Annotated in this window: 21 protein-coding genes; 10 read left to right on the forward strand and 11 right to left on the reverse strand. The window is 67.8% G+C overall.

What is annotated here, in order from left to right; genetic code table 11:
- Positions 1-47: 47 nt before the first annotated feature.
- Positions 48-590: a GNAT family N-acetyltransferase gene (locus DVK05_RS02405; RefSeq protein ID WP_121561832.1), complete on the reverse strand. Its 543-nt coding sequence runs from the start codon at positions 588-590 to the stop codon at positions 48-50.
- A 319-nt stretch (positions 591-909) separates the two neighbouring features.
- Positions 910-2,292 (reverse strand): 3-phosphoshikimate 1-carboxyvinyltransferase, encoded by a 1,383-nt coding sequence (gene aroA, locus DVK05_RS02410; protein WP_121561833.1) that lies wholly within the window; start codon positions 2,290-2,292, stop codon positions 910-912.
- A 144-nt stretch (positions 2,293-2,436) separates the two neighbouring features.
- Between aroA and DVK05_RS02415 the strand changes: the two genes are divergently transcribed.
- Positions 2,437-2,964, forward strand: a complete 528-nt coding sequence (locus DVK05_RS02415; RefSeq protein ID WP_121561834.1) for a multiprotein bridging factor aMBF1 — start codon at positions 2,437-2,439, stop codon at positions 2,962-2,964.
- 50 nt (positions 2,965-3,014) lie between these two features.
- Here DVK05_RS02415 and DVK05_RS02420 read toward each other — a convergent pair whose 3' ends face one another.
- Both DVK05_RS02420 and DVK05_RS02425 read right to left on the reverse strand, forming a co-directional pair.
- On the reverse strand, positions 3,015-3,425 hold the full coding sequence (locus tag DVK05_RS02420) for a disulfide bond formation protein B (protein WP_121561835.1): 411 nt from the start codon (positions 3,423-3,425) through the stop codon (positions 3,015-3,017).
- A complete protein-coding gene (locus tag DVK05_RS02425; RefSeq protein WP_121561836.1) occupies positions 3,422-4,201 on the reverse strand; it encodes a DICT sensory domain-containing protein in 780 nt (259 codons plus the stop codon). The genes DVK05_RS02420 and DVK05_RS02425 overlap by 4 nt, the downstream gene beginning before the upstream one ends.
- Positions 4,202-4,365: 164 nt before the next feature.
- Here DVK05_RS02425 and tpiA point away from each other — a divergent pair, with 164 nt between their 5' ends.
- The 5 genes from tpiA (at position 4,366) to DVK05_RS02450 (ending at position 9,643) form a co-directional block, all read left to right on the forward strand.
- The gene (tpiA, locus tag DVK05_RS02430) at positions 4,366-5,010 is read left to right on the forward strand and encodes a triose-phosphate isomerase (protein WP_121561837.1); all 645 of its coding nucleotides are present in this window, start codon (positions 4,366-4,368) and stop codon (positions 5,008-5,010) included.
- Between the two features lie 212 nt (positions 5,011-5,222).
- Positions 5,223-7,151 (forward strand): molecular chaperone DnaK, encoded by a 1,929-nt coding sequence (dnaK, locus tag DVK05_RS02435; protein ID WP_121561838.1) that lies wholly within the window; start codon positions 5,223-5,225, stop codon positions 7,149-7,151.
- Between the two features lie 82 nt (positions 7,152-7,233).
- Complete coding sequence (dnaJ, locus tag DVK05_RS02440; RefSeq protein ID WP_121561839.1) at positions 7,234-8,403, forward strand: molecular chaperone DnaJ; 1,170 nt, start codon at positions 7,234-7,236, stop codon at positions 8,401-8,403.
- An 85-nt stretch (positions 8,404-8,488) separates the two neighbouring features.
- A complete protein-coding gene (locus tag DVK05_RS02445) occupies positions 8,489-8,809 on the forward strand; it encodes a cupin domain-containing protein (RefSeq protein WP_121561840.1) in 321 nt (106 codons plus the stop codon).
- Between the two features lie 81 nt (positions 8,810-8,890).
- Positions 8,891-9,643, forward strand: a complete 753-nt coding sequence (locus DVK05_RS02450) for a hypothetical protein (RefSeq protein ID WP_121561841.1) — start codon at positions 8,891-8,893, stop codon at positions 9,641-9,643.
- Positions 9,644-9,670: 27 nt separating this feature from the next.
- On the opposite strand, the gene DVK05_RS02455 is transcribed toward DVK05_RS02450, so the two are convergent.
- The 6 genes from DVK05_RS02455 to aglJ all read right to left on the reverse strand — a co-directional run bounded on the left by DVK05_RS02455 (position 9,671) and on the right by aglJ (position 17,522).
- Complete coding sequence (locus DVK05_RS02455) at positions 9,671-11,005, reverse strand: ABC transporter ATP-binding protein (protein ID WP_121561842.1); 1,335 nt, start codon at positions 11,003-11,005, stop codon at positions 9,671-9,673.
- Entirely contained in the window at positions 10,998-12,053 is a 1,056-nt protein-coding gene (locus tag DVK05_RS02460; protein WP_121561843.1) for an ABC transporter ATP-binding protein, read from the reverse strand. The genes DVK05_RS02455 and DVK05_RS02460 overlap by 8 nt, the downstream gene beginning before the upstream one ends.
- Complete coding sequence (locus DVK05_RS02465) at positions 12,053-13,237, reverse strand: ABC transporter permease (protein WP_053771598.1); 1,185 nt, start codon at positions 13,235-13,237, stop codon at positions 12,053-12,055. Before DVK05_RS02465 ends, DVK05_RS02460 begins: the two co-directional genes overlap by 1 nt.
- Positions 13,238-13,251: 14 nt before the next feature.
- Positions 13,252-14,226: an ABC transporter permease gene (locus tag DVK05_RS02470; protein WP_121561844.1), complete on the reverse strand. Its 975-nt coding sequence runs from the start codon at positions 14,224-14,226 to the stop codon at positions 13,252-13,254.
- Positions 14,227-14,265: 39 nt separating this feature from the next.
- Positions 14,266-16,185 (reverse strand): ABC transporter substrate-binding protein, encoded by a 1,920-nt coding sequence (locus DVK05_RS02475; RefSeq protein ID WP_121561845.1) that lies wholly within the window; start codon positions 16,183-16,185, stop codon positions 14,266-14,268.
- Positions 16,186-16,466: 281 nt separating this feature from the next.
- On the reverse strand, positions 16,467-17,522 hold the full coding sequence (gene aglJ / locus DVK05_RS02480; RefSeq protein ID WP_121561846.1) for an S-layer glycoprotein N-glycosyltransferase AglJ: 1,056 nt from the start codon (positions 17,520-17,522) through the stop codon (positions 16,467-16,469).
- A 105-nt stretch (positions 17,523-17,627) separates the two neighbouring features.
- On the opposite strand from aglJ, the gene DVK05_RS02485 reads away from it, so the two are divergent.
- Positions 17,628-18,008: a hypothetical protein gene (locus tag DVK05_RS02485; protein ID WP_121561847.1), complete on the forward strand. Its 381-nt coding sequence runs from the start codon at positions 17,628-17,630 to the stop codon at positions 18,006-18,008.
- A gap of 81 nt (positions 18,009-18,089) precedes the next feature.
- Here DVK05_RS02485 and DVK05_RS02490 read toward each other — a convergent pair whose 3' ends face one another.
- Positions 18,090-18,449, reverse strand: coding sequence for a response regulator (locus tag DVK05_RS02490; RefSeq protein WP_053771593.1), 360 nt, complete (start codon positions 18,447-18,449; stop codon positions 18,090-18,092).
- 211 nt (positions 18,450-18,660) lie between these two features.
- Between DVK05_RS02490 and DVK05_RS02495 the strand changes: the two genes are divergently transcribed.
- From DVK05_RS02495 to DVK05_RS02505, 3 genes are all read left to right on the forward strand, one after another.
- Positions 18,661-19,692: a phosphate uptake regulator PhoU gene (locus DVK05_RS02495; RefSeq protein WP_053771592.1), complete on the forward strand. Its 1,032-nt coding sequence runs from the start codon at positions 18,661-18,663 to the stop codon at positions 19,690-19,692.
- Positions 19,693-19,786: 94 nt separating this feature from the next.
- Positions 19,787-19,969 carry a hypothetical protein gene (locus tag DVK05_RS02500; RefSeq protein WP_053771591.1) on the forward strand — a complete coding sequence of 61 codons (183 nt, stop codon included), beginning with the start codon at positions 19,787-19,789 and terminating at the stop codon, positions 19,967-19,969.
- A 78-nt stretch (positions 19,970-20,047) separates the two neighbouring features.
- A complete protein-coding gene (locus DVK05_RS02505) occupies positions 20,048-20,275 on the forward strand; it encodes a hypothetical protein (protein ID WP_008440311.1) in 228 nt (75 codons plus the stop codon).
- Positions 20,276-20,353 lie beyond the last annotated feature (78 nt).

Genomic DNA, 20,353 nt, shown 5'->3' on the forward strand with positions numbered 1-20,353 from the left:
CGGTCCCGAGAAGGCGATCGCGCGGGTCGCGTCGGACAGTCCCGCTCTCAGCACTCCCGCTCGTAGACGACCGACGGGTTCGACTCGCCGACCACGACGATCTCGCCCGTCGCGCGCGGCTCGAACCCCTGCGCCTCGTAGAACGCGCGGCTCTCGTCGTGGGCTTCGAACGCCTCCAAGACGAGGCGATCGCGCCCCGCCGGAACGCGCGACAGGACCGCCTCGACCAGCGCGGCCCCGACGCCCGCGTCCTGATACTCGGGGTCGACGTAGCAGGCCCGCAGCTCCGCCTCGTCGTCGCCGACGAACTCGCCGGTCCACTCGTCGTCCCACAACAGGGTCGCCCAGCCGACGACGGTCGTCGGACCGCCCGCCCCGTCGTCGGCGACCGCGACGAGCGCGCGGTTGTCGACCTCCGACCCGGTGAACTCCGCGTGTTCCTGCTCGAAGTTCTGGTCGAGCATCACCTCCTCTATCGTCGACAGCGCGTCCGGCGAGAGGAGGTCACCGTAGCCCTCCGCCCACGCCCGGACCGTCAGTTCCCTCCCCGCACGAACCTCCGCCGCGCTCTTCGGTTCGCGTACGTTCACGGCTCCTCCCTCTTATCGTCCGACAATAGTTCCGTCGGACTCGGTGAACCACCCGAAACGCCCCGTCGCGTCCCCGTCGCCGCCCCCACCGATCGGAGGCGGTTCGCGTTCGATGCGGGGTCCGCGGTGGAGCGCCCGCAAGACAGTTACCTCGACTTCACCGACACGCGGTATGCTCGTCCTCCAAGCCCCGCCGATGGGGGTGCTGATACTCGCAACCCTCGCCGTCCCGCTCGTGCTCGTTTACCTCGTCTACAAGCTGGTTCAGGCCTTCGAAGCGCGCTGACGGACGAATCGGCGTCGCGCGGGACGACCGCGGCTACTCGACCGCGCCGTCGCGCTCGACGTCCATCCCGAGGTCGGCCATCGCGTCGAAGAAGGCGGGGAAGGAGACGTCGACGTGCTCGGCGCCGCGGACCGTCGTCGTCCCCTCGGCGGCGAGCGCGGCGACGGACAGCGCCATCACGATCCGGTGGTCGCCGCGGCCGTCGACGGTCGCGCCCCGGAGGTCGCTCTCGGAGCCGTGGACGGTGAGCACGTCCGGTTCCTCCGCGGTCTCCGCGCCCATCTTCTCGAGCTCCTCCGCCATCGCCGAGACGCGGTCCGTCTCCTTGTAGCGGACGTGCTCGCAGTTCTCGATCCGGGTGTCGCCGTCCGCGACCGCGCCGAGCGCGGCGATCGTCGGGAGGAGGTCGGGCGTGTCGCCCACGTCGACGGTGACGCCGGCGAGGTCGGCGCGCTCGACCGCGATCTCGCCGGCCTCGCGGTCCCAGTCGACGGCCGCGCCCATCTCCTCGACGATCCCGACGATCGCGGCGTCGCCCTGCGCGCTCGGCCGCGCGCCCTCGATCCGGACCGCCTCGCCGGGGTCGGCCGCGACCGCGCCCGCGCCGAGCAGGTACGAGATGGAAGAGAAGTCGCCGGGCACCGCGTACGTCCCGTCGCTCGGCGCGTACGTCTGCCCGCCCGGGACCGAGAAGCCGGCCGCGCCCGCGGCGCCGTCGAGCGGGTCGCCGTCGGCGTCGACCGGCGTCGCCTCCACGCCGAAGTCGGCGAGCAGTTCGAGCGTGATGTCGACGTACGGCGCCGACTTGAGATCGGTCGTGAGATCGACCTCGACCCCCTCGTCGGTGACCGCGCCGGCCATCAGCAGCGCGGTGACGTACTGCGAGGAGACGTCGCCCGGGATCGCGACCTCGCCGCCCGCGAGCGGGCCGGCGACCACGAGCGGGGCCTGCCCGTTCGACCGGGTCGACTCCGCGCGGACGCCGAGGTCACCGAGCGCGTCGAGGAGCGGCCCCTGCGGCCGCGAGCGCAGCGACCCGTCGCCGGTGAGGACGGTGGCGCCGTCGGCGAGCGCGGCCGCGGCCGTGACGAGCCGCATCGTCGTCCCCGAGTTCGCGCAGTCGATCACGTCGTCCGGGACGGCGGGGCGGCCGCCGAACCCTTCGACGGCGAGCGCGTCGGCGTCGGCGAGGGCCGGATCGGCCTCGGTTCCGCCGTCGACTCCCGCGGGCGCGACCGCCCCGCCGAACGCGGTGACTGCGCGGGCGGTGGCCCGCGTGTCGGCGGAGACGAGCGGCGACTCGACGGTCGCGCCGTCGCTGTACCCCGCGGCGAGGAGCGCGCGGTGCGTGTAGCTCTTCGACGGCGGCGCGCGGGCGGTCCCCCGAAGGGTCGAGCGCGTGACGTGGACGTCCATACCCACTCTGCCGCCCCCGGCGACAAGTCGGTACCGGCCGCGGCACGATTGCGGCCGCGCGGTCGACGGCGGGCGACGCGCCGCGGACCCTCCCCGCGACGCCGCGGCACACCCTTTATACCAACGGGAGCGTTAGCGTCGCGTATGCCCCAGTGTGAGATGTGTGGCGCCGAGGAGGCCTCGCTGACGACGACGAAGGTCGAAGGCGCCGAACTGGAGCTCTGTAGCTCGTGTACGGACTTCGGCACCGAGGTCCGCGACGAGTCGACGAGCTCCGGCGGCGGCAAGTACTCCACCAGCTCCAGCACCGGGAAGTCGTCCTCGTCGTCCGGCTCCTCGGGCTCCGGTGGCTCCTCGGGGAGCTCGACCCGCCGCCGCGACATGTTCGACGACATGGACGAGATCGCCACCGACTACGACGAGCGGATCCGCGAGGCGCGGGAGTCGCGCGGGCTGAGCCAGGAGGAGCTGGCCGACCAGCTCAACGAGAAGGCGAGCCTCATCCGCAAGCTGGAGCGCGGCGACACGCTCCCGACCGACGAGGTCCAGCGGAAGCTCGAACGCGCGCTCGACATCTCCTTGGTCGAGGGTCAGTCGGCCGACGACGCCGACTGGGAGACCGACGACGCGGGCACGATGACGCTCGGCGACGTCGTCAAGCGGAAGGACTGACCGGCCCGCTCGCCCCGACCGCCCTTCTCGTCCCCCGTCAACCCCCTTTCTCAGACGCGTCGCCGGAGTCCGACCAGCGCGACCGCGAGCAGCCCGAACGCGACGAGCGACAGGTTCGGAATCGTGAGCCCGAAAAGCGGGCTCTGCCACTGAACGGTCGCGCAGGGGCCGCCGACCGTACACTGCGTCATCGTCGCCTGGAGGTACGAGTGGTACGCGGCGAGAGGCAGGCCGACGGCCACGAGCGGCAGCGCGGTCCGCCAAGCCGCCGGGCGACGCTCGACGGTCGCGACCCCGAGGACCGCGACGAGCGGGTACATGAGGATCCGCTGGTACCAGCACAGGTCGCAGGGAACCAGCCCGAGTCCGAGGCTGAACCAGAGGCTCCCTGCGGTCGCGACCGCCGCGACGACCGTCGCGGCCGACAGCCACGCGGTCGCCGGGGACGGGCGGGCGGTCACACCGTCGCGCCGCCGTCGTCCGTCTGCTCCGAGCCGCCGTACCGCTCCGTGAGGTAATCGATGATGTACTCGACGGTCTCGGGGTCGTAGCTCCAGAAACCGTAGAACTCGCCCGGCGCGCGCTCCTCGGCGAGCAGCGCGCACTTCGCCTCGTCGTAGCCGCCCCCGTCGTACGCGACGAACCACGTCTCGCGGATCTCGGCGGTCTCGCCGACGTGGACGGTGTAGTGTTCCACGTCGGGCGCCTCGCCCTCGTCGGCCGCGTAGGCGTGGACGTCGAGCCGCTCCTTCTCGCCGAGCAGGTCGTAGGTGTCCGCCTCGCCGGTGAGCACGTCGAGCGTCTGGAACCCCGCGTGGAGCTCGCCGTCGCCGACCCGCCAGGCGCGGTCCTCAATCTCTCTCGACGCGGCGACCATGTCCTCCCGGGAGTAGGAGGTGAACATCGTCTCGTCGAGGTGGTCCAACACCGGTCGCCCGACGCGGTCACCCGCGCCGGCTCCCCCCTCGGACTCGGCGGACTCCACCCCGGTGTCCGCCGTTTCCCCCTCGCCCGGCCGCGACAGCAGTTCGTCGACGGTCACGGCCGTGACGAACTCCCCGTCCCGCGCCAGGACGGCGAACTCCTCCGGGCCCGAGGCGGTCTGGTCGTCGACGATCCGGACGTTGCGGTCGGCGAAGTGCTCCCGGAGTTCGTCGGTCACCGCCGGATCGGCGTTGAACACGGTCAGCGTGGCCTCGTGCGCCTCCACGCCCGCGATGAGCTCGATGAGGGACATCCCTTGTCCGACCCACAACAGCGGGGTATAAGGACGTTTCTGCTCCCGGGACCGCGACCGTCCCCGGAAATCGGTATTCGAGGGGGCCGGCGAACCGGGCCGCCGTCGGGCGCGGTGCGGCGCGAAGCACGAACCTATTTGCGCCGCGCTCCCCCAGCGTGGGTATGTTCATCCTGGTGAACCTCAAGGCGTACCCGTGCGATCCGATCGAGGTAGCGACCGCGGCCCGCGACGTCGCCGAGGCGTCCGGCGCGCGCATCGCCGTCTCGCCGCAGGCCGCGGACGTCGCCCGCGTCGCCGAGACCGGCGTCGAGACGTGGGCGCAGCACGTCTCGCCGAACGGGCACGGCTCGCACACGGGCTCGACGCTCGCCGAGGCCGTCGCCGACAACGGCGCCGAGGGGACGCTGATCAACCACTCCGAGAACCGGCTGAAGCTCGCGGACGTCGACGGCTCCGTGCGGGCGGCCGAGCGGGCCGACCTGGAGACGATCGTCTGCGCGAACAACCCCGCGCAGGTCGGCGCCGCGGCCGCGCTCGACCCCGACGCGGTCGCCGTCGAGCCCCCGGCGCTCATCGGCGGCGACGTCTCCGTCGCCACGGCCGACCCGGGGATCGTCGAGGACGCGGTCGCGGCCGCCGAGGCCGTCGACCCCGCGGTCGACGTGTTCTGCGGCGCCGGCGTCTCGACCGGCGAGGACGTGTCGACCGCCGGCGACCTCGGCGCGGCCGGCGTCCTGCTGGCCTCCGGCGTCGCGAAGGCCGACGACCCTGAGGCCGTCCTCGAAGACCTCGTGAGCGGGATCTGAGCCGCTGCGGGGGCTCGACGCCCCGATCTCAGCGGCCCGGTCGCGGCGAGCGACCCTCCCCCTCCGTCCCGGAGCCGCTGCGTTTGCGGATCTGTATAAATACATCGATGTGAGCGACTCACACGATCGAGAAATCGCACGACGGCAGCGGGTTCGTTTGTGCGGCCGTATGGCAGCATCTAGTAACCTTTAACCGAAACAAGCCGCTACCTATGACCAAGATGGCGAGCAACAAGATTCTCGGTATCGACCTCGGTACCACCAACTCCGCGTTCGCGGTGATGGAGGGCGACGAGCCCGAGATCATCGCCAACGCGGAAGGCGACCGGACCACCCCGTCGGTCGTCGCCTTCGCCGACGACGGCGAGCGCCTCGTCGGCAAGCCGGCGAAGAACCAGGCCGTCCAGAACCCCGACCGCACGATCCAGTCGATCAAGCGGCACATGGGCGACGACGACTACACCGTCGAGATCGGCGACGACGACTACACGCCGGAGCAGGTCTCGGCGATGATCCTCCAGAAGATCAAACGCGACGCCGAAGAGTACCTCGGCGACGACGTCGAGAAGGCGGTCATCACCGTCCCCGCCTACTTCAACGACAAGCAGCGCCAGGCGACGAAGGACGCCGGCGAGATCGCCGGCTTCGAGGTCGAACGCATCGTCAACGAGCCGACCGCGGCCTCCATGGCGTACGGCCTCGACGACGAGTCCGACCAGACCGTCCTCGTGTACGACCTCGGGGGCGGCACGTTCGACGTGTCGGTCCTCGATCTGGGCGGCGGCGTGTACGAGGTCGTCGCCACGAACGGGGACAACGACCTCGGCGGCGACGACTGGGACGAGGCGCTCATCGACCACCTCGCCGACGAGTTCCAGAACGACCACGGGATCGACCTCCGCGACGACCGGCAGGCGCTCCAGCGGCTGAAGGACGCCGCCGAGGAGGCGAAGATCGAGCTGTCGAACAAGAAGGAGACCACGGTCAACCTCCCGTTCATCACCGCGACCGACAGCGGCCCGGTCCACCTCGAACAGTCCGTCACCCGCGCGACGTTCGAGAACCTCACCTCGGACCTCATCGAGCGCACCGTCGAGCCGACCGAGCAGGCGCTCGCCGACGCCGACTACTCGAAGTCCGACATCGACGAGGTCATCCTCGTCGGCGGCTCCACGCGGATGCCGCAGGTCCAAGAGCAGGTCGAGGAGCTCGTCGGGCAGGAGCCGAAGAAGAACGTCAACCCCGACGAGGCGGTCGCGCTCGGCGCGGCGGTCCAGGGCGGCGTGCTCTCCGGCGACGTCGACGACATCGTCCTGCTTGACGTCACCCCGCTCTCGCTCGGGATCGAGGTGAAGGGCGGCCTCTTCGAGCGGCTCATCGAGAAGAACACCACGATCCCCACGGAGGAGTCGAAGGTGTTCACCACGGCCGCTGACAACCAGACCTCCGTCAACGTCCGCGTCTTCCAGGGCGAACGCGAGATCGCCGAGGAGAACGAGCTGCTCGGCGCGTTCCAGCTGTCCGGCATCCCGCCGGCGCCCGCGGGCACCCCGCAGATCGAGGTCTCGTTCAACATCGACGAGAACGGCATCGTCAACGTCGAGGCCGAGGACCAGGGCTCGGGCAACGCCGAGTCGATCACCATCGAGGGCGGCGTCGGCCTCTCCGACGAGGAGATCGAGGAGATGCAAGAGGAGGCCGAGAAGCACGCCGAGGAGGACGAGGCCCGCCGCGAGCGGATCGAGGCCCGCAACGAGGCCGAGACGACGATTCAGCGCGCCGAGACCCTGCTCGAAGAGAACGAGGAGGATCTCGACGAGGGCCTCGTCGGCGACATCGAGGCGGCCATCGAGGACGTCGAGGACGTGCTCGAAGACGAGGACGCCGACACCGACGAGATCGAGTCCGCCACCGAGGCGCTCACCGAGGAGCTCCAGGAGATCGGCAAGCAGATGTACGAGGGCCAGGCCGCGCAGGCCGGTCCGGGCGGCGCGGGCGGCGCCGGTCCCGGCGGCATGGGCGGCATGGGCGGCGCCGCCGGTCCGGGCGGCGCGGCGGGCCCCGGCGGCGCCGGGCCCGACGGCGACGACGAGGAGTACGTCGACGCCGACTTCGAGGACGTGGACGACGACGAGGAGTAAGCCGCTCCGACCCGATTCTCGACGCCGCGACCCCGCCGTTTAAATCGACCCGTCGATCAACACCAACCAACGAACGCAACGCATGAGCGAAGATTTCTACGACGTCCTCGGCGTGTCGCGGGACGCCAGCGAGGAGGAGATAAAGAAGGCGTACCGCAAGCAGGCCGCCGAACACCACCCCGACGTCAGCGACGACGAGAACGCCGAGGAGCGGTTCAAGAAGATCCAGAAGGCCAAGGAGGTGCTCACCGACGAGCAGAAGCGACAGCAGTACGACCAGATGGGCCACGACCGGTTCACCGAGGCCGACAAGCGCGGCGCGACCGGCGGCGGTGGCCCGGGCGGCGCCGGCGGGCCATTCGGCGGCGCGGGCGGCGCCGGGGGCGCCGGCGGCTTCGAGGACATCTTCAACCAGTTCTTCGGTGGCGGCGGCGGTCGCGGTCGCGGCGGCGGTGGCGGCGGCAACCGGCCGCGGCAGGGGCGCGACCTCAAGACGGGGCTGACCATCGACCTCGAAGAGGCGTTCGAGGGCGCGACCAAGGAGGTCACGCTCACGCGACCCACCACCTGCGCCACCTGCGACGGCGCGGGCCATCCCCCGGACGCGGACGTGGAGACGTGCCCGCAGTGTAACGGTCGCGGGCAGGTCCAGCAGGTCCAGCAGACGCCGCTCGGGCGCGTCCAGCAGACCTCGACGTGCCCCCGCTGTGAGGGCGAGGGCGAGCTGTACAGCGAGGACTGTTCCGACTGCGGCGGCGACGGCGTCGTCCGCGAGGAGGCGACGCTCTCGGTCGAGATACCCGCCGGGATCCGCTCTGGACAGAGCCTCCGGATGGAGCGCGAGGGCGCGCCCGGCGAGAACGGCGGCCCGAAGGGCGACCTGCTCATCGAGGTCGACGTCGACGTCGGCGACCGGTTCGAGCGCGACGGCGACGACCTCCGCGTCAACGAGGCCATCTCCTTCCCGCAGGCCGTCTTCGGCGACACCGTCGAGGTGGAGACGGTCGACGGCAGCGTCGAGATGGACGTCCCCGCCGGGACGCAGAGCGGCGAGACGTTTCGCCTCCAGGGGAAGGGGATGCCCCGGCTTCGGCGCCGCGGGCGCGGCGACCTCTACGTACAGGTCGCCGTCGTCGTCCCCGAGTCGCTCAACGACGAGCAGCGCGAGGCGCTGGAGGCGTTCGCCGAGGCCGGCGGCGAGGACATCGACGTCGGCGGCGGCTTCTTCGAGAAGCTGAAGAGCTCGTTCTGAGCGGAGCGGGGCCCTCGTCCGGCGCTCGGAACGTTTCTCTTCCGCGGCCCGTAGCTTTTCGGCCGTCCGCGTCGTCCGTCAGCACATGGGCTACGACACGACCGCCTACGACGACGTCGAACCGCGCGCGCCCGGCATGTACTTCCTCCGCGACGCGCTCGACTGCGAGCGCCTCGGCGTGACCGTCGTCGAGGCCGACGCCGGCTGGGAGGGGATGGAACACGACCACGCCGACGCCGACCACGAGGAGGTGTACGTGCTGCTCCACGGCGAGGCGACGCTCACCGTCGACGGGGACGCCGTCGACCTCGCGCCCGGCGACGCGGTCCGCGTCGACCCCGGGTCCACCCGGGACCTCGCCTTCTCGGCCGACGGCTCGAAGATGGTCATCGCCGGCGCCCCCTGACGCCGGCTCCGACTCGGTACGGTCCCGGACGCTCCTCGCCGACGCCGCAGCGTTAAGTCTCGCGCGCTCCGAACACCGCGTATGGACCTCGTCGGGGATCTGCTCGCGCGCGACCGACGCACCCGCGAGACGGCGCTCGTCACGGCGGACGGCCGGGAGCGGAGCTACCACGACCTGATCACGAACGGGTACAAGGCGGCGAACGTGCTCCGGTACCTCGGCGTCCGCACGGGCGCGACCGTCGCCGTCGACCCGACGCCGGGCTTTCAGACGACGCTCGCATTCCTCGGCGCCGCCGCCGTCGGCGCACCGGTCCGGTTCGACCCGGCGGCGGGGATCGAGGCCGGCGACCGCGTCGTGCTCGCGCCCGTCGCGACCGCCGCCGCCTTCGACCCGGCGCCCGGCACGAACCTCGCCGCGTTCGGCGGGTCGCCGGAGCGCCCCGAGACCACGCACTGGGAGCAGGAGCTGTGGAGCGAGAATCCGGGAACCCCGCCGAGCGACGTCAGCACCGACGACGACGCCGTCGTCGGCCCGGACCGGGCGTTCAGTCACCGCGACCTCTGTTCGACCGCGGCGGCGGCCGTCGAGGCCGGCGCGATGGACGAGGGGACGCGCGTCGTCCTCCGTCGCCCGTTCTCCGATCCGCCGGCGCTCGCGGCCGGGCTCGTCGCGCCGGTCTCGGTCGGTGCGACGGCAGTGCTCGCGCCGCCGGACGGCGACGGCGAGCCGGACGTAGAATCGCGCGGGGACGTGGCGGTGGCCCCGCCGGACGCGGACGTTCCGGAACCCCAACGGATCGATCCGTCGTCGGTCGGTTCGGCGGCCGAGTAAACATCGCCGACCCGGGTCGCGCCCGGATCAGTCGTCCGCGGGGTTCGGCTCCGCGGGCGTCCGCTCCCCGTGGAGGAGGCAGGCGGACTCGTGGTCGGGTCCGTGAACCGTCTGTTCGGGCACGGTCTCGGCGCACGGCGTCGTGATCTCGTTTGAGAGCAATTCGTCGGCCATCTCGGCGTTGTCCCCTAATAGCAGGTTCATCGCCTCCGAGAGTGTCTCCTCCAGATCGGGGTCATCGACCGTCTCGCTGATGTCGAACTCGCGTCGGATCTCTGCTCGGACTTCCGAGTCGGTCGGCTCGGTCCCGCTAGCAGCAACATTCTCACGGACCTGTTCGATGTCTATCTCGCCGGTTGCGACCTTGTCGCGCAGGTTCAATAGCCCCCGCCAGTCCTCTTGGTCGATGTCGACGCCGTCGGGCTGGATCACCTTGTGACACCGCGTGTGGAACCGACACCCGCTTGGCGGGTTCGTCGGGCTGGGGACGGTGCCCTTCAGCTCGATGCCGCCGACGCTCGCGCGTGGGTCCGGCGTCGGGATCGAGGACAGCAGCGCCTCGGTGTAGGGATGTTGCGGGTTGGTGAAGATCTCCTCGACCGGGCCGATCTCGACGATCTCGCCGAGGTACATCACGGCGACGCGGTCGCAGATCTGGCGGATGACGGACATGTCGTGGCTGATGAACAGCAGCGACAGCCCGAACTCGTCTTGAAGATCGTTGATCAGCGAGAGGATCTCCGCCTGGATGGAGACGTCGAGCGCGCTCACCGGCTCGTCGGCGATGATGAGGTCCGGGTTCAACACGAGCGCCCGGGCGAGCGCGATCCGCTGTTTCTGCCCGCCGGAGAACTCGTGCGGGTACCGGTCGAAGTCGTTCGCCGAGAGCCCGACGCGTTCGAGCAGGTCCTCGACGATCGCGCGGCGCCGGTGGCGGTCGCTCATGCCGTGGACCTTCAGGAGTTCACCGACCCCGTTGCCGACGGACATCCGCGGGTCGAAACTCGACGACGGGTCCTGAAAGATCATTTGCGCGCCCCGACGGAATGTCTTCAATTCGTCGTCGTCGAACTCCGTCACGTCGTTCGGGTGAGTCCCATCTGGGTTCCGGCTCGCGCTGCCGCGTCCGTTGCCGTTGAAGATGACTTCGCCAGCCGTCGGTTCCTCAAGACGGATGACCGAACTGGCTGCGGTTGACTTCCCGCAGCCTGACTCGCCGACGAGCCCCAGCGTTTCGCCTTCCTCGATGTCGAAACTGATCCCGTCGACGGCGCGCGCGGCGCCGACCTGCCGGTTGAACAGTCCCTTCCGGATCGGGTAGTGCTTCTTCAGGTCGCGGACCGAAAGTAGCGGCTCAGTCATCGGCGGGACCCACCTCGCTGTCGCCGTCGGCCGCGCCGGCGATTCCGAACTCCTCTCCGCTGATCACCGAGGGATCGCCGCCCGGACCGTAGTGGACGCAGGAGACCCACTGGCCGGGTTCGACCTCGACTTCCTCCGGCTGCTCACCGGTTCGGCACGCCTCTTCGGCATATTCACAGCGCGGCGCGAACCGACAGCCGTCCGGTGGATTGTGCGGGTCCGGGAGCGTCCCCGGTATTCCGCCGCCTGTGCCGCCGAACTCCGGCAGGCACTCCAGCAACTGCTGAGTGTAGGGGTGTGTGGGGTTGTCGAAGATGTCGAGCACACTGCCGCGTTCCATGACCTTCCCGGCGTACATCACCACGATCCGGTCGGCGATCTGTGCGACGACACCGAGGTCGTGCGTGACGAACAGGATTCCCATCTCGAACTCGTCCTGTAGGTCGTCGAGTAGTTCCAGGATCTGCGCTTGGACCGTAACGTCGAGCGCAGTCGTCGGCTCGTCCGCGATGAGCAGGTCGGGGTCGCCGACCAGGGCCATCGCGATCATTATCCGCTGTTTCTGTCCGCCGGAGAACTCGTGGGGATAGTCGTCGAACCGCGAACTCGCGTTCGCTATCCCCACGCGGTCCATGAGGTCGACCGCCTTCGTACGCGCCTCCTCGTCGGAGACGTCCTGGTGGATCTGGAGCGCCTCAGTGATCTGCCACCCGACGGTGTAACAGTGGTTCATCGCCTCCTGCGGGTTCTGGAAGATGTGCGCGATGTCGTTGCCCCGGATCTGTCGGAGTTCAGACCCGGGCATCGACAGCAGGTCGCGGCCCTTGTATCGGACGGACCCTTCGATTTCTCCCGGTGGGGTGTTGATGATCCTGGTGATCGACTCCGTCGCGACCGTTTTTCCGGATCCAGATTCGCCGACGATACATACCGTCTCGCCGGTGTCGACGCTGAAGTCGACCCCGTCCACCGCGGTGAGCGTTCCGTCGTCGGTGCTGAACGTCGTCGTGAGGTCTTCGACCTCAAGTAGTGGCTGATCGTCGGACATTATTCGTTCTCCGCCTCCGCTTCGGGGTTCAGCGCGTCCAACAGCGCGTCGCCGAGGAAGTTGAACGCGAGAATTGTCAAGAACAGTACGATACCGGGTGCCAACACGATCCACGGAGCGTACGAAAGGTCACTCCGTCCAGCCGAGATGAGCTGTCCCCACGAGGGCACCGTCGAGTCGCCGACGCCGAGGAACGCCAACTGCGCCTCGAACAGCAGGAAGCCGGGGATGAGAAGCGTGAGCTGGGTGATAATGCTGCTCGCCACGTTCGGCACCACGTGGCCGCGGATCACCTGATACGTGCTCGCGCCGCTGATCCGGCTCGCCTTAATGAACTCCTCCTCGGAGATTGACAGCGATTTGCTGCGGACGTATCTGGCGGTTCCCCCCCACGCGAACAGAGAGAACACGACGATGAACATGCCCAAACCGCCGCCGTAGATGTACAGGATAAGCAGGAACATCAGGAACGTCGGGAACGAGAGGATGATGTCGACGAAGCGCATCATGATCTCATCGACCCACCCGCCGGAGTACGCGCTCAGCGTCCCGAACGTGATACCGATCGTCGCCACGATGGTCGTCGTGATGAACGCGATCTGCATGCTGATCGTCATCCCGTAGACGATCATCGTGAACACGTCTCGACCCGCGTTCGTCGTCCCAAGCGGGTACTGCCAGGTCCCGTAACAACGCCCGTTCATCACTTCGCCGACGCAGGTCGCCGGCGTCGACTGGACAACAGAGGTGAACACTGGTGGCTGGTAGGCGACGAGCAACTCTTGTTGCGGTGCGCTCATCACGAGCGGCCCGATGATCCCGCCCACGAACACGATCCCGAGCCAGATCATGCTCACGACCGCCGGCCGGTTACGCTTGAACTCCTTCCAGTAGTACCGCGTCATCCGCGGGTTCTGGTACAGCGGCAAGACGAGGTACCAGAACGCCAAGAACAGCGTGAAAATGAAGAAGAAGTCGACTGTCTCCAGCGTCCGGTCGAGCCCGATGAACCCGAAAGTCGGTGTCCGCTGACCGATGAACTGCCAGTCGTACACGGCGAGCAACACGAGCGGGAAGGTCGTAACCAGCATCCCGATCGAATTGACCGACAGGTCGAACCGCCCGGACCGTGAGAGGTTGCTCCAGTCGACCTGATCGAACCGTTCCGAGCCTTCAGTTGCCATTGTTTTCTGTTGAGTTACCTGTCATCGTAGCTGATACGCGGGTCAAGCACGGTAAACACGAGGTCCTCGATAAGGTTCCCCACGACGGCGACGAACGTGAAGAACAGCGTCGTCCCCAGCACAAGGTTCGTGTCCTGTGAGAGCAGTGCTTCGAAGGTGAGCCGGCCGAGTCCGGGTATTCCGAACACGACCTCGACGAGCAGCGACGACCCGAGGAACAGCGCGAGGAGCTGTCCGACGAGCGTCGTCGAAAGGGGGACGAGCGTCGGCCGCATGACGTGGTACGCGTACGCGCGAAGCGGCGACATCCCCTTGGCCTTCGCCGTCTTCATGAAGTCCGCGTTCTGGAACTCGGCCGACTCGTTCCGAGAGACGCGCATGACCGCGCCGATCGAACCGGTCACCAGCACGAACACCGGAATCGCCAGTTGAATCGCGTTTTCGACGCTGAAGACCGCAACGTCCGTGTTGTACACAATCGGAATCACCTCTAGCCACACACCGAAGATCAGTAGCAGGATGATGCCGAAGAAGAAGTTCGGGATGGCGTAGCCGAAGAACGCGAACCCGGTCGCCGCGTGGTCCCGCCAACTGTACATGTTCGCGGCGGAGTACACGCCCACGAGGGGCCCGAGGATGACCGTCAGGATCGTCCACGGAATCGAGTACTGAGCGGTGTAGTACAGCGCGTTCCCGACCGCCTCGATGACCGGCTGACTCCGACTGCTCGACCATCCCCAGTCGAGGGTGTACACGCCCTGAATGAAGTCGAAGTACCTCACGTATAGCGGTTCGTCGAGCCCTCGGAGCTCTCTGGCCCGCTCTACGGCTTCCGCCGGGTCGCCTCCCTGGAGAGCCGCCTGCGTTGCGGCCCGCTGTACGTCCGGGTTCGGCGCGGCCGACAAGAGCAGAAACGTGATCGTAGTGATGATGAGCGATACGACTCCTGCCCAGAGGACACGAGCGGTAACGTACCTTCCAAATCCCATGTTGATATCGTGAAAAACGTGTGGTGAAGATGAGCCGCCCTATCCCTCGTATCTCCACGCCGGGAGGTTCCAGCCGTTGGAGAAGTTCTCGATGGGACCTTCGAGTCCCTCACGGTATCCGACCGTGCTGTCGGGGAACGCGAGCATGATGTACGGCTGCTCCTCTGCGAGGTTGGCGAACAGCTCAACGAGCGCGTTCGCTAGTTCCTCCTCGGACGTTGCCTGCCGCGCGTTCTCGAACAGCTGTTCCGCGTCGAATCCAGGGTAGTAACCGACAGGGTTGTACAGCGGGTTTGCACCCTCAAAGAAGACGCTGTTGGCGAGCGGATTCCGCGGGTACGTGTTCAGGCCGAACACGACTTCCATGTCCCACGACTCGTTCGACGTGATGTTACGTGGGCCGGGGTTGGTAGAGGTGGGTTGGGTCCACTCTACTTCCTCGCCGTTCACCGTGTCGACGAGCTCTTCCGGCACGCTGACGACCTCGCCGTCATCGTTCGTCTCCGGAGTGGGGAAGTCGGTCTGCGTCCAGTACTCGTTGTTGAATCTGGTCCCGTCGATCGCCTCAACGTTCACGCTCATGCCGAGGTTCTCACCGAGCTCCTGCGCGATGAAGTCGGCCATCAGCTGCTCGGTGTTCTGTCCGGCGCTGTGGTAGAGGCTGAGCTGGACCTGGTTCCCGTCGGGATCGACCATCGTCTCCCCGTCGAACCGGTAGTCGTACTCGGACTGCTCGAACGCGTCCTCGGCCAGCCCGCGGGCCACTTCGCTCCCGTAGCTATCACCGACGCCGAACTGGGGGATGTCGCTCTCGGGCGGATAGAAGTTACTGAACCGCGGCTGCCAGGTGAAGTGCGTCTCCGCGAAGTCGCGGAACACGCCCTCGATCAGCCCCTGCTTGTCGATCGCGGCGGCCATCGCCTGCCGGAACGGCACGTGCCGGAACATGTTCCCCGGCCCGGTCGTCCAGCCGTTGTCCCGCATGTTGACCGATATCTTCTCGTTGTACGGCTGCGGGATCTGGTTGACGTATATTTCGTCGTTGTTCTGATACGACTCGACCTGGTTCGGCGGGATCGCCGCCGTGTCGACTTCTCCGGTTTCCAGCGCACCGAGTCGCGAGGCCTGCTCGCCGATCACGCGAATTTCGGCCTCCTCGAAGTACGGGGCCTCGTTGAAGACGTCTGGGAGGTCGTCCGCGTCTTGAAGGTAGTAGTCGTCATTTCGGCTGTACCGGGTTCCGCCGTCCCGCTGCCACTCGTCGAGGACGTACGGACCGAGGTTCCCCGAGAACTGAAGTTCAAGCAGTTCCTCGTCCTGTCGAAGCCCTTCTGCGTCCTCCTCTTCGACGTACGGTTCGAGGAGGCCCTGAGGAATCGGGTACAGCTGTGGGTCATAGCTCTCGGGCCAGAGGAGCTGTGGCGTATTCAGCGTGGCCTGGAACTCGTACTCGCCAGTCTCTTCGACTGTGACTCCGTCCCAACTCGCTGACGCGACCGAACTAGCCCAGGTACTCTGATGGACCTCCTGAATGAGGTAGACGAAGTCGCTCGCGGTCACCTCACCGTACGGATCGCTGAATTCGAGTCCCTCGCGAACCTCGAACGTCCACACCTCGCCGTCCTCGGTGGACATGTCATAGAGGAGCGGAACGTACTCGTTCTCCTCGTCGAACGTGTACCCCAAGTCGAGGGCGCGGGCGATCGCGTTCCCGGCGCCGTTCTCGTCGTTGTATATCGGGTTAAGCGTTGAGAAGGAGGACGCTGCGGCCGTCGCGTATATTTCTTCCTGACTGAGTTCGTCCGAACCGGAGCCGCTGTCGGAGTTGTTTCCGCCGCCGCCGCCGTTTCCGGAACAGCCGGCGAGCGTTACTGCGCCAGCGAGGCCGAGTGCGGAGAGCCATTGTCGCCGGTCGAGATGCCGGGGATCCTCACGATCTTCAATGCTTCGCCGTGGCATACCATTTGGTACGAGCGTGTGTATAAAAAACTTCAGACTTCGGGACAGTTGTCCGGAACGATCACCTTACATTCGTTTCGATTATCGCCAGATTTGATGTGGAATTCGGTCTACAGCCGGATAATCCCTCGTGTATCGGGGGTTTGATCCAAGCGATGTAGTGACATTTAATTCGTCTGTCCGGTTTCCTGTCATGCGCAGGTAAGCAACGCCTACCGAGCCCGGTTTCTGGGAGAGACAGACCGGTCTCGGCGATTCCCACCTCGCCTCGTCCGCCCTCGTCAGTCGCCGCGACCGTCTCGACCGGCGACGTCGTCGGGCTCGGTATCTTTCCCCCCGTTCGTTTGATCCGAGTTGGCGACCTCCTCCGTTCCGATCGCCCGGTCGCCGCCGTCGGCCGACGACCTCCCCGTCGATCCGCTCCCGGCCGCCCGCTCGTACCGCGCGATCTGCTCGCGGTGGAGGGAGTGAATCATGTCGGCGAGGACGCCGAACACCAGCAGCTGGATCCCGAGGATCGTCGCGCCGACCGCGCCGACGGCGACGATCTCGTGGCTGATCCCGAACGCGAGGTACCGGTAGAGGACGAACGCGCCCATCGCCAGCCCCGCGGCGGTCGCGGCCGCGCCGGCGCTCCCGAAGTAGAACAGCGGGTTGTTCGTCTTCGCCTTCCGGTACAGCTCCAGGAAGATCACGCCGCCGTCCCGGACCGGGTGGAGATTCGTCGCGGAGCCGCCGGGCCGCTCCCGGTACGTGATCGGGACCACGGCGACCGAGACGCGGTTCTTCACGCACTCGACGGCCATCTCCGTCTCGATGCCGAACCCGTCGGCGGTGAGGTGGAGCCGCAGGAACGACTCGCGGGTGAACGCGCGGTACCCGGAGAGGATGTCGCGGTAGCTCTCGCGGTGGATCGCCCGGAACGCGAGGTTGATCAGGCGGTTTCCGATCCGGTTGAGCCGGGTCATCGCCCCCGGGCGCATGTCCGCGAACCGGTTCCCGATGACGTGGTCGGCCTCGCCGTCGAGCAGGGGGTCGATCATCGCCGCCGCGTCGCTCGCGTCGTAGGTGGCGTCCGCGTCCGCCATCAGGACGTACGGCGCCCGGACGTGGTCCCTGACCGCCTCCCTGACCGCCTGCCCCTTGCCGCGCCCCGACTGCTCCACGACGCGCGCGCCGGCCTCGCGGGCGATCGACCGCGTCTCGTCGGTCGAGCCGCCGTCGATCACGAGGAGGTTCTCGAAGCCGGCGTCCCGGAAGTCCGCGACGACGCGTGCGACCGTCTCGGCCTCGTTCATCGTCGGCAGTAGGACGCAGACGTCGTCGTGGTCGCTCATCAGACGAGCGATCACGGGGGAGTCGGTAAACTCTGTCCCTCCCGGTCGCCGGCCGGGGCTGCGGCCACCCACACGCTCATGTATGTGAACATTGATCGTGAGTGTATGCCCCACCCACCGGACCAACGCGCAGAGGAACTGCTCAGCGCCGCCCGCACCGCGACGGGAGACGAGCTGCGGAGTCTCACCTACTTCACGGAAGCGGACGTTGACCAGCTGTACCTCCGCAGCGACCTGAGCCGGACCGCCGACCTGGTCGGCTTCGCCGAGAACGAGCGCCAGGGGTTCCACGCCCAGTCGATGTACGCCAACACCCAGCTCGGCGACTACCAGTTCACGGTCCGCGTGTTCGAGAACGGCTACCTCACGCGCGTCATCGCCAACGACCACGGCGTGTGGGTGACGACCGACTCGATGGAGATGGACCGGTTCGAGGAGCTGGCGAGCGCGCTCGCGTCGATCCTCCGCTCGTTCGATCCCGCCTGATCGCGCCTGATCGCGCCCGTTTGATCGCCGCCCGATCCCCCGTTCGGTCTCGCCTGCTCCCGCGTCGGCTCCCGGGCGCCGCTACCCGAGGTGGCTCTCAAACTCGCCGACCAGCTCCTCGGCGTCGACGGGCTTGGTCACGTAGCCGTCGGCGCCCGCCTTCACCGCCTCCATCATCTTCTCCTGCTGGTCGACGCTCGTGCACATCACGATCACCGCGTCGGGCCAGCGGTCCTTAATGGCCGCCGTGGCCTCGATCCCGGTCATCTCCGGCATCACGACGTCCATCGACACCGCGTCCGGCTCGTACGCCTCGAAGAGTTCGACCGCCTCTGCGCCGTTTTCCGCCTCGTCGACCACCTCGAACCGCTCCGCCAGCGCGTCTCGAACGACGGTCCGCTGGAAGGAGGAGTCGTCGACGACGAGTACCCGCTCGGTCATACCCGTTCTCTCACCCTGACCGACATAAGCGCGCGGATCGGTCGCTGCCCCGTCCGCTCGTCGTGAATCCGATCCCGGCCTCGATCCGTCTCGTCGTCGCGTCGGCGGCGTCCGACCCTACCGCGGCGCGCAGGGTATCCCTTGTATATTCGGTGTGGCGTATAATGAACATGGGAACAAGGTTAAGGTCTATCCGGCGGTACGGTCGGGCATGGAAACCCGGAAGGTCCAGCGGTTGGGGCCGTCGACGCTGGCGATGACCCTCCCGGCCGAGTGGGCGCAGGAACACGGCGTGAACAAGGGCGACGAGGTGTCGCTGCGGATGGGCGGGAAAGGGACGCTCACGGTGCTTCCCGAGTCGGTGAGCACCGAGGAGTCGGAGGCGGTGATCAACGCCGACGGGCTCGACGCGCGCTCGCTCGAACGCGCAATCGTCGCGCAGTACGTGCTGGGGCGGCGCGTCATCCACGTCCGCAGCGAAGGGGCGCTCGACAGCGAGCACATCAACGCGGTGTACAAGGCCGAGACCCAGCTGATGGGGCTCGGCGTCATCGAGGAGACCCCGGAGGACATCTCGATCCGCTGTTCGGTCGACCCCGAGGACTTCACCCTCGACAACCTGCTCGAACGGCTGGAGAACACGGGCTCGACGATGCGCGGCGAGGGCGTGAAGGCGCTCGCCCACGGCAACCCCGACCTCGCGCAGCGCGCGCTCAACCGCGAGCGGCAGGCGAACAAGATCTTCGTCCTCCTGCTCCGGCTCATCTTCACCGCCTACCAGAACCCCAACCTCGCGCGCGCGGTCGGCCTCGAAGAGGGCTTCCCGCTGATCGGCTACCGCTCCGTGGCGAAGAACCTCGAACTCACCGCCGACAACGCCGAGGACATCGCCGAGATCGTGATGGAGGCGGACGGCCACACCCTCGACGTCGACAGCGCGACGATGCGGCAGATCCGCGAGTTCACCGACCAGGTGGACGAGCTGACGGCGCTCGCGGTCCGGGCGGTCGTCGAGCGCGACTACGACCTCACCGTCGAGTGCCGCGACCTGTTCTCCCGGTTGGAGGACCGCGAACAGGAGATCCTCGACGAGCTCCCGAACGACCTGGACAACGAGACGCTGCTCATGACCCGGGAAGTGCTCGTCAGCCTCCAGCACACCGCGGAGTACGCCATGCGAAACGCAGAGATCGCGGCGAACCTCGCGCTCAACGAGGCGTCGGACCACGTCGAGATCATCTGATCGCGGCGTCCCGGCCCGCAGTCTTTCCTCTCGTCTCCCCGACGCGCGTCGCGCGGTTCGCATGAACTAAGTGGCCCCCCGCGAAGCGACTCGTATGAGCGAGGGTTCCATCGAGTCGGACAAGGAGGTCGGCGTCGCGCTCGCGCTCGGCGCCATCGCGGTCGTCGGCGCCGTTGTGATGGCAGCGTACCCGGGTCAGCTCGGGAAAGCGTGGGGGTTCGCGGGCGCGTTCCTCTTCGCGACGCTCGCCGTCGGCGCGGTCCAGCTGTTCGACTGACCGGTCCGCGCCCCGGACCGGTCGGCCGACCGCGAAAGACGAGAAACCGTTAAGGATGTCAGACGCGTAGGTCTGATAATGAGCGAGTACACCGAGGAGGAACAGCGGATCCTCGCGTACCTCACGGACAGCGTCACCCGTGGTGAGCGGTACGTTCGCTCGAAGACGATCGCCGACGCGATCGGCCTCACCGCGAAGCAGGTGGGCTCCCGGCTCCCGCGGCTCGCCGAGAAGTCGGACGACGTGGACATCGAGAAGTGGGGCCGCGCGAAGTCGACCACCTGGCGCGTGACCCCGGAGGGCTGAGGTCGTCGGGCGGCGCGGCGACCGCGTTCCCCGCACCCGACACCGTCGACGCGCATTTTTAACCCCCGTAGTCCCAAA

Origin of the sequence: Halorubrum sp. Atlit-8R (assembly GCF_003666025.1) — an archaeon.
GTDB lineage: Archaea > Halobacteriota > Halobacteria > Halobacteriales > Haloferacaceae > Halorubrum > Halorubrum salinarum.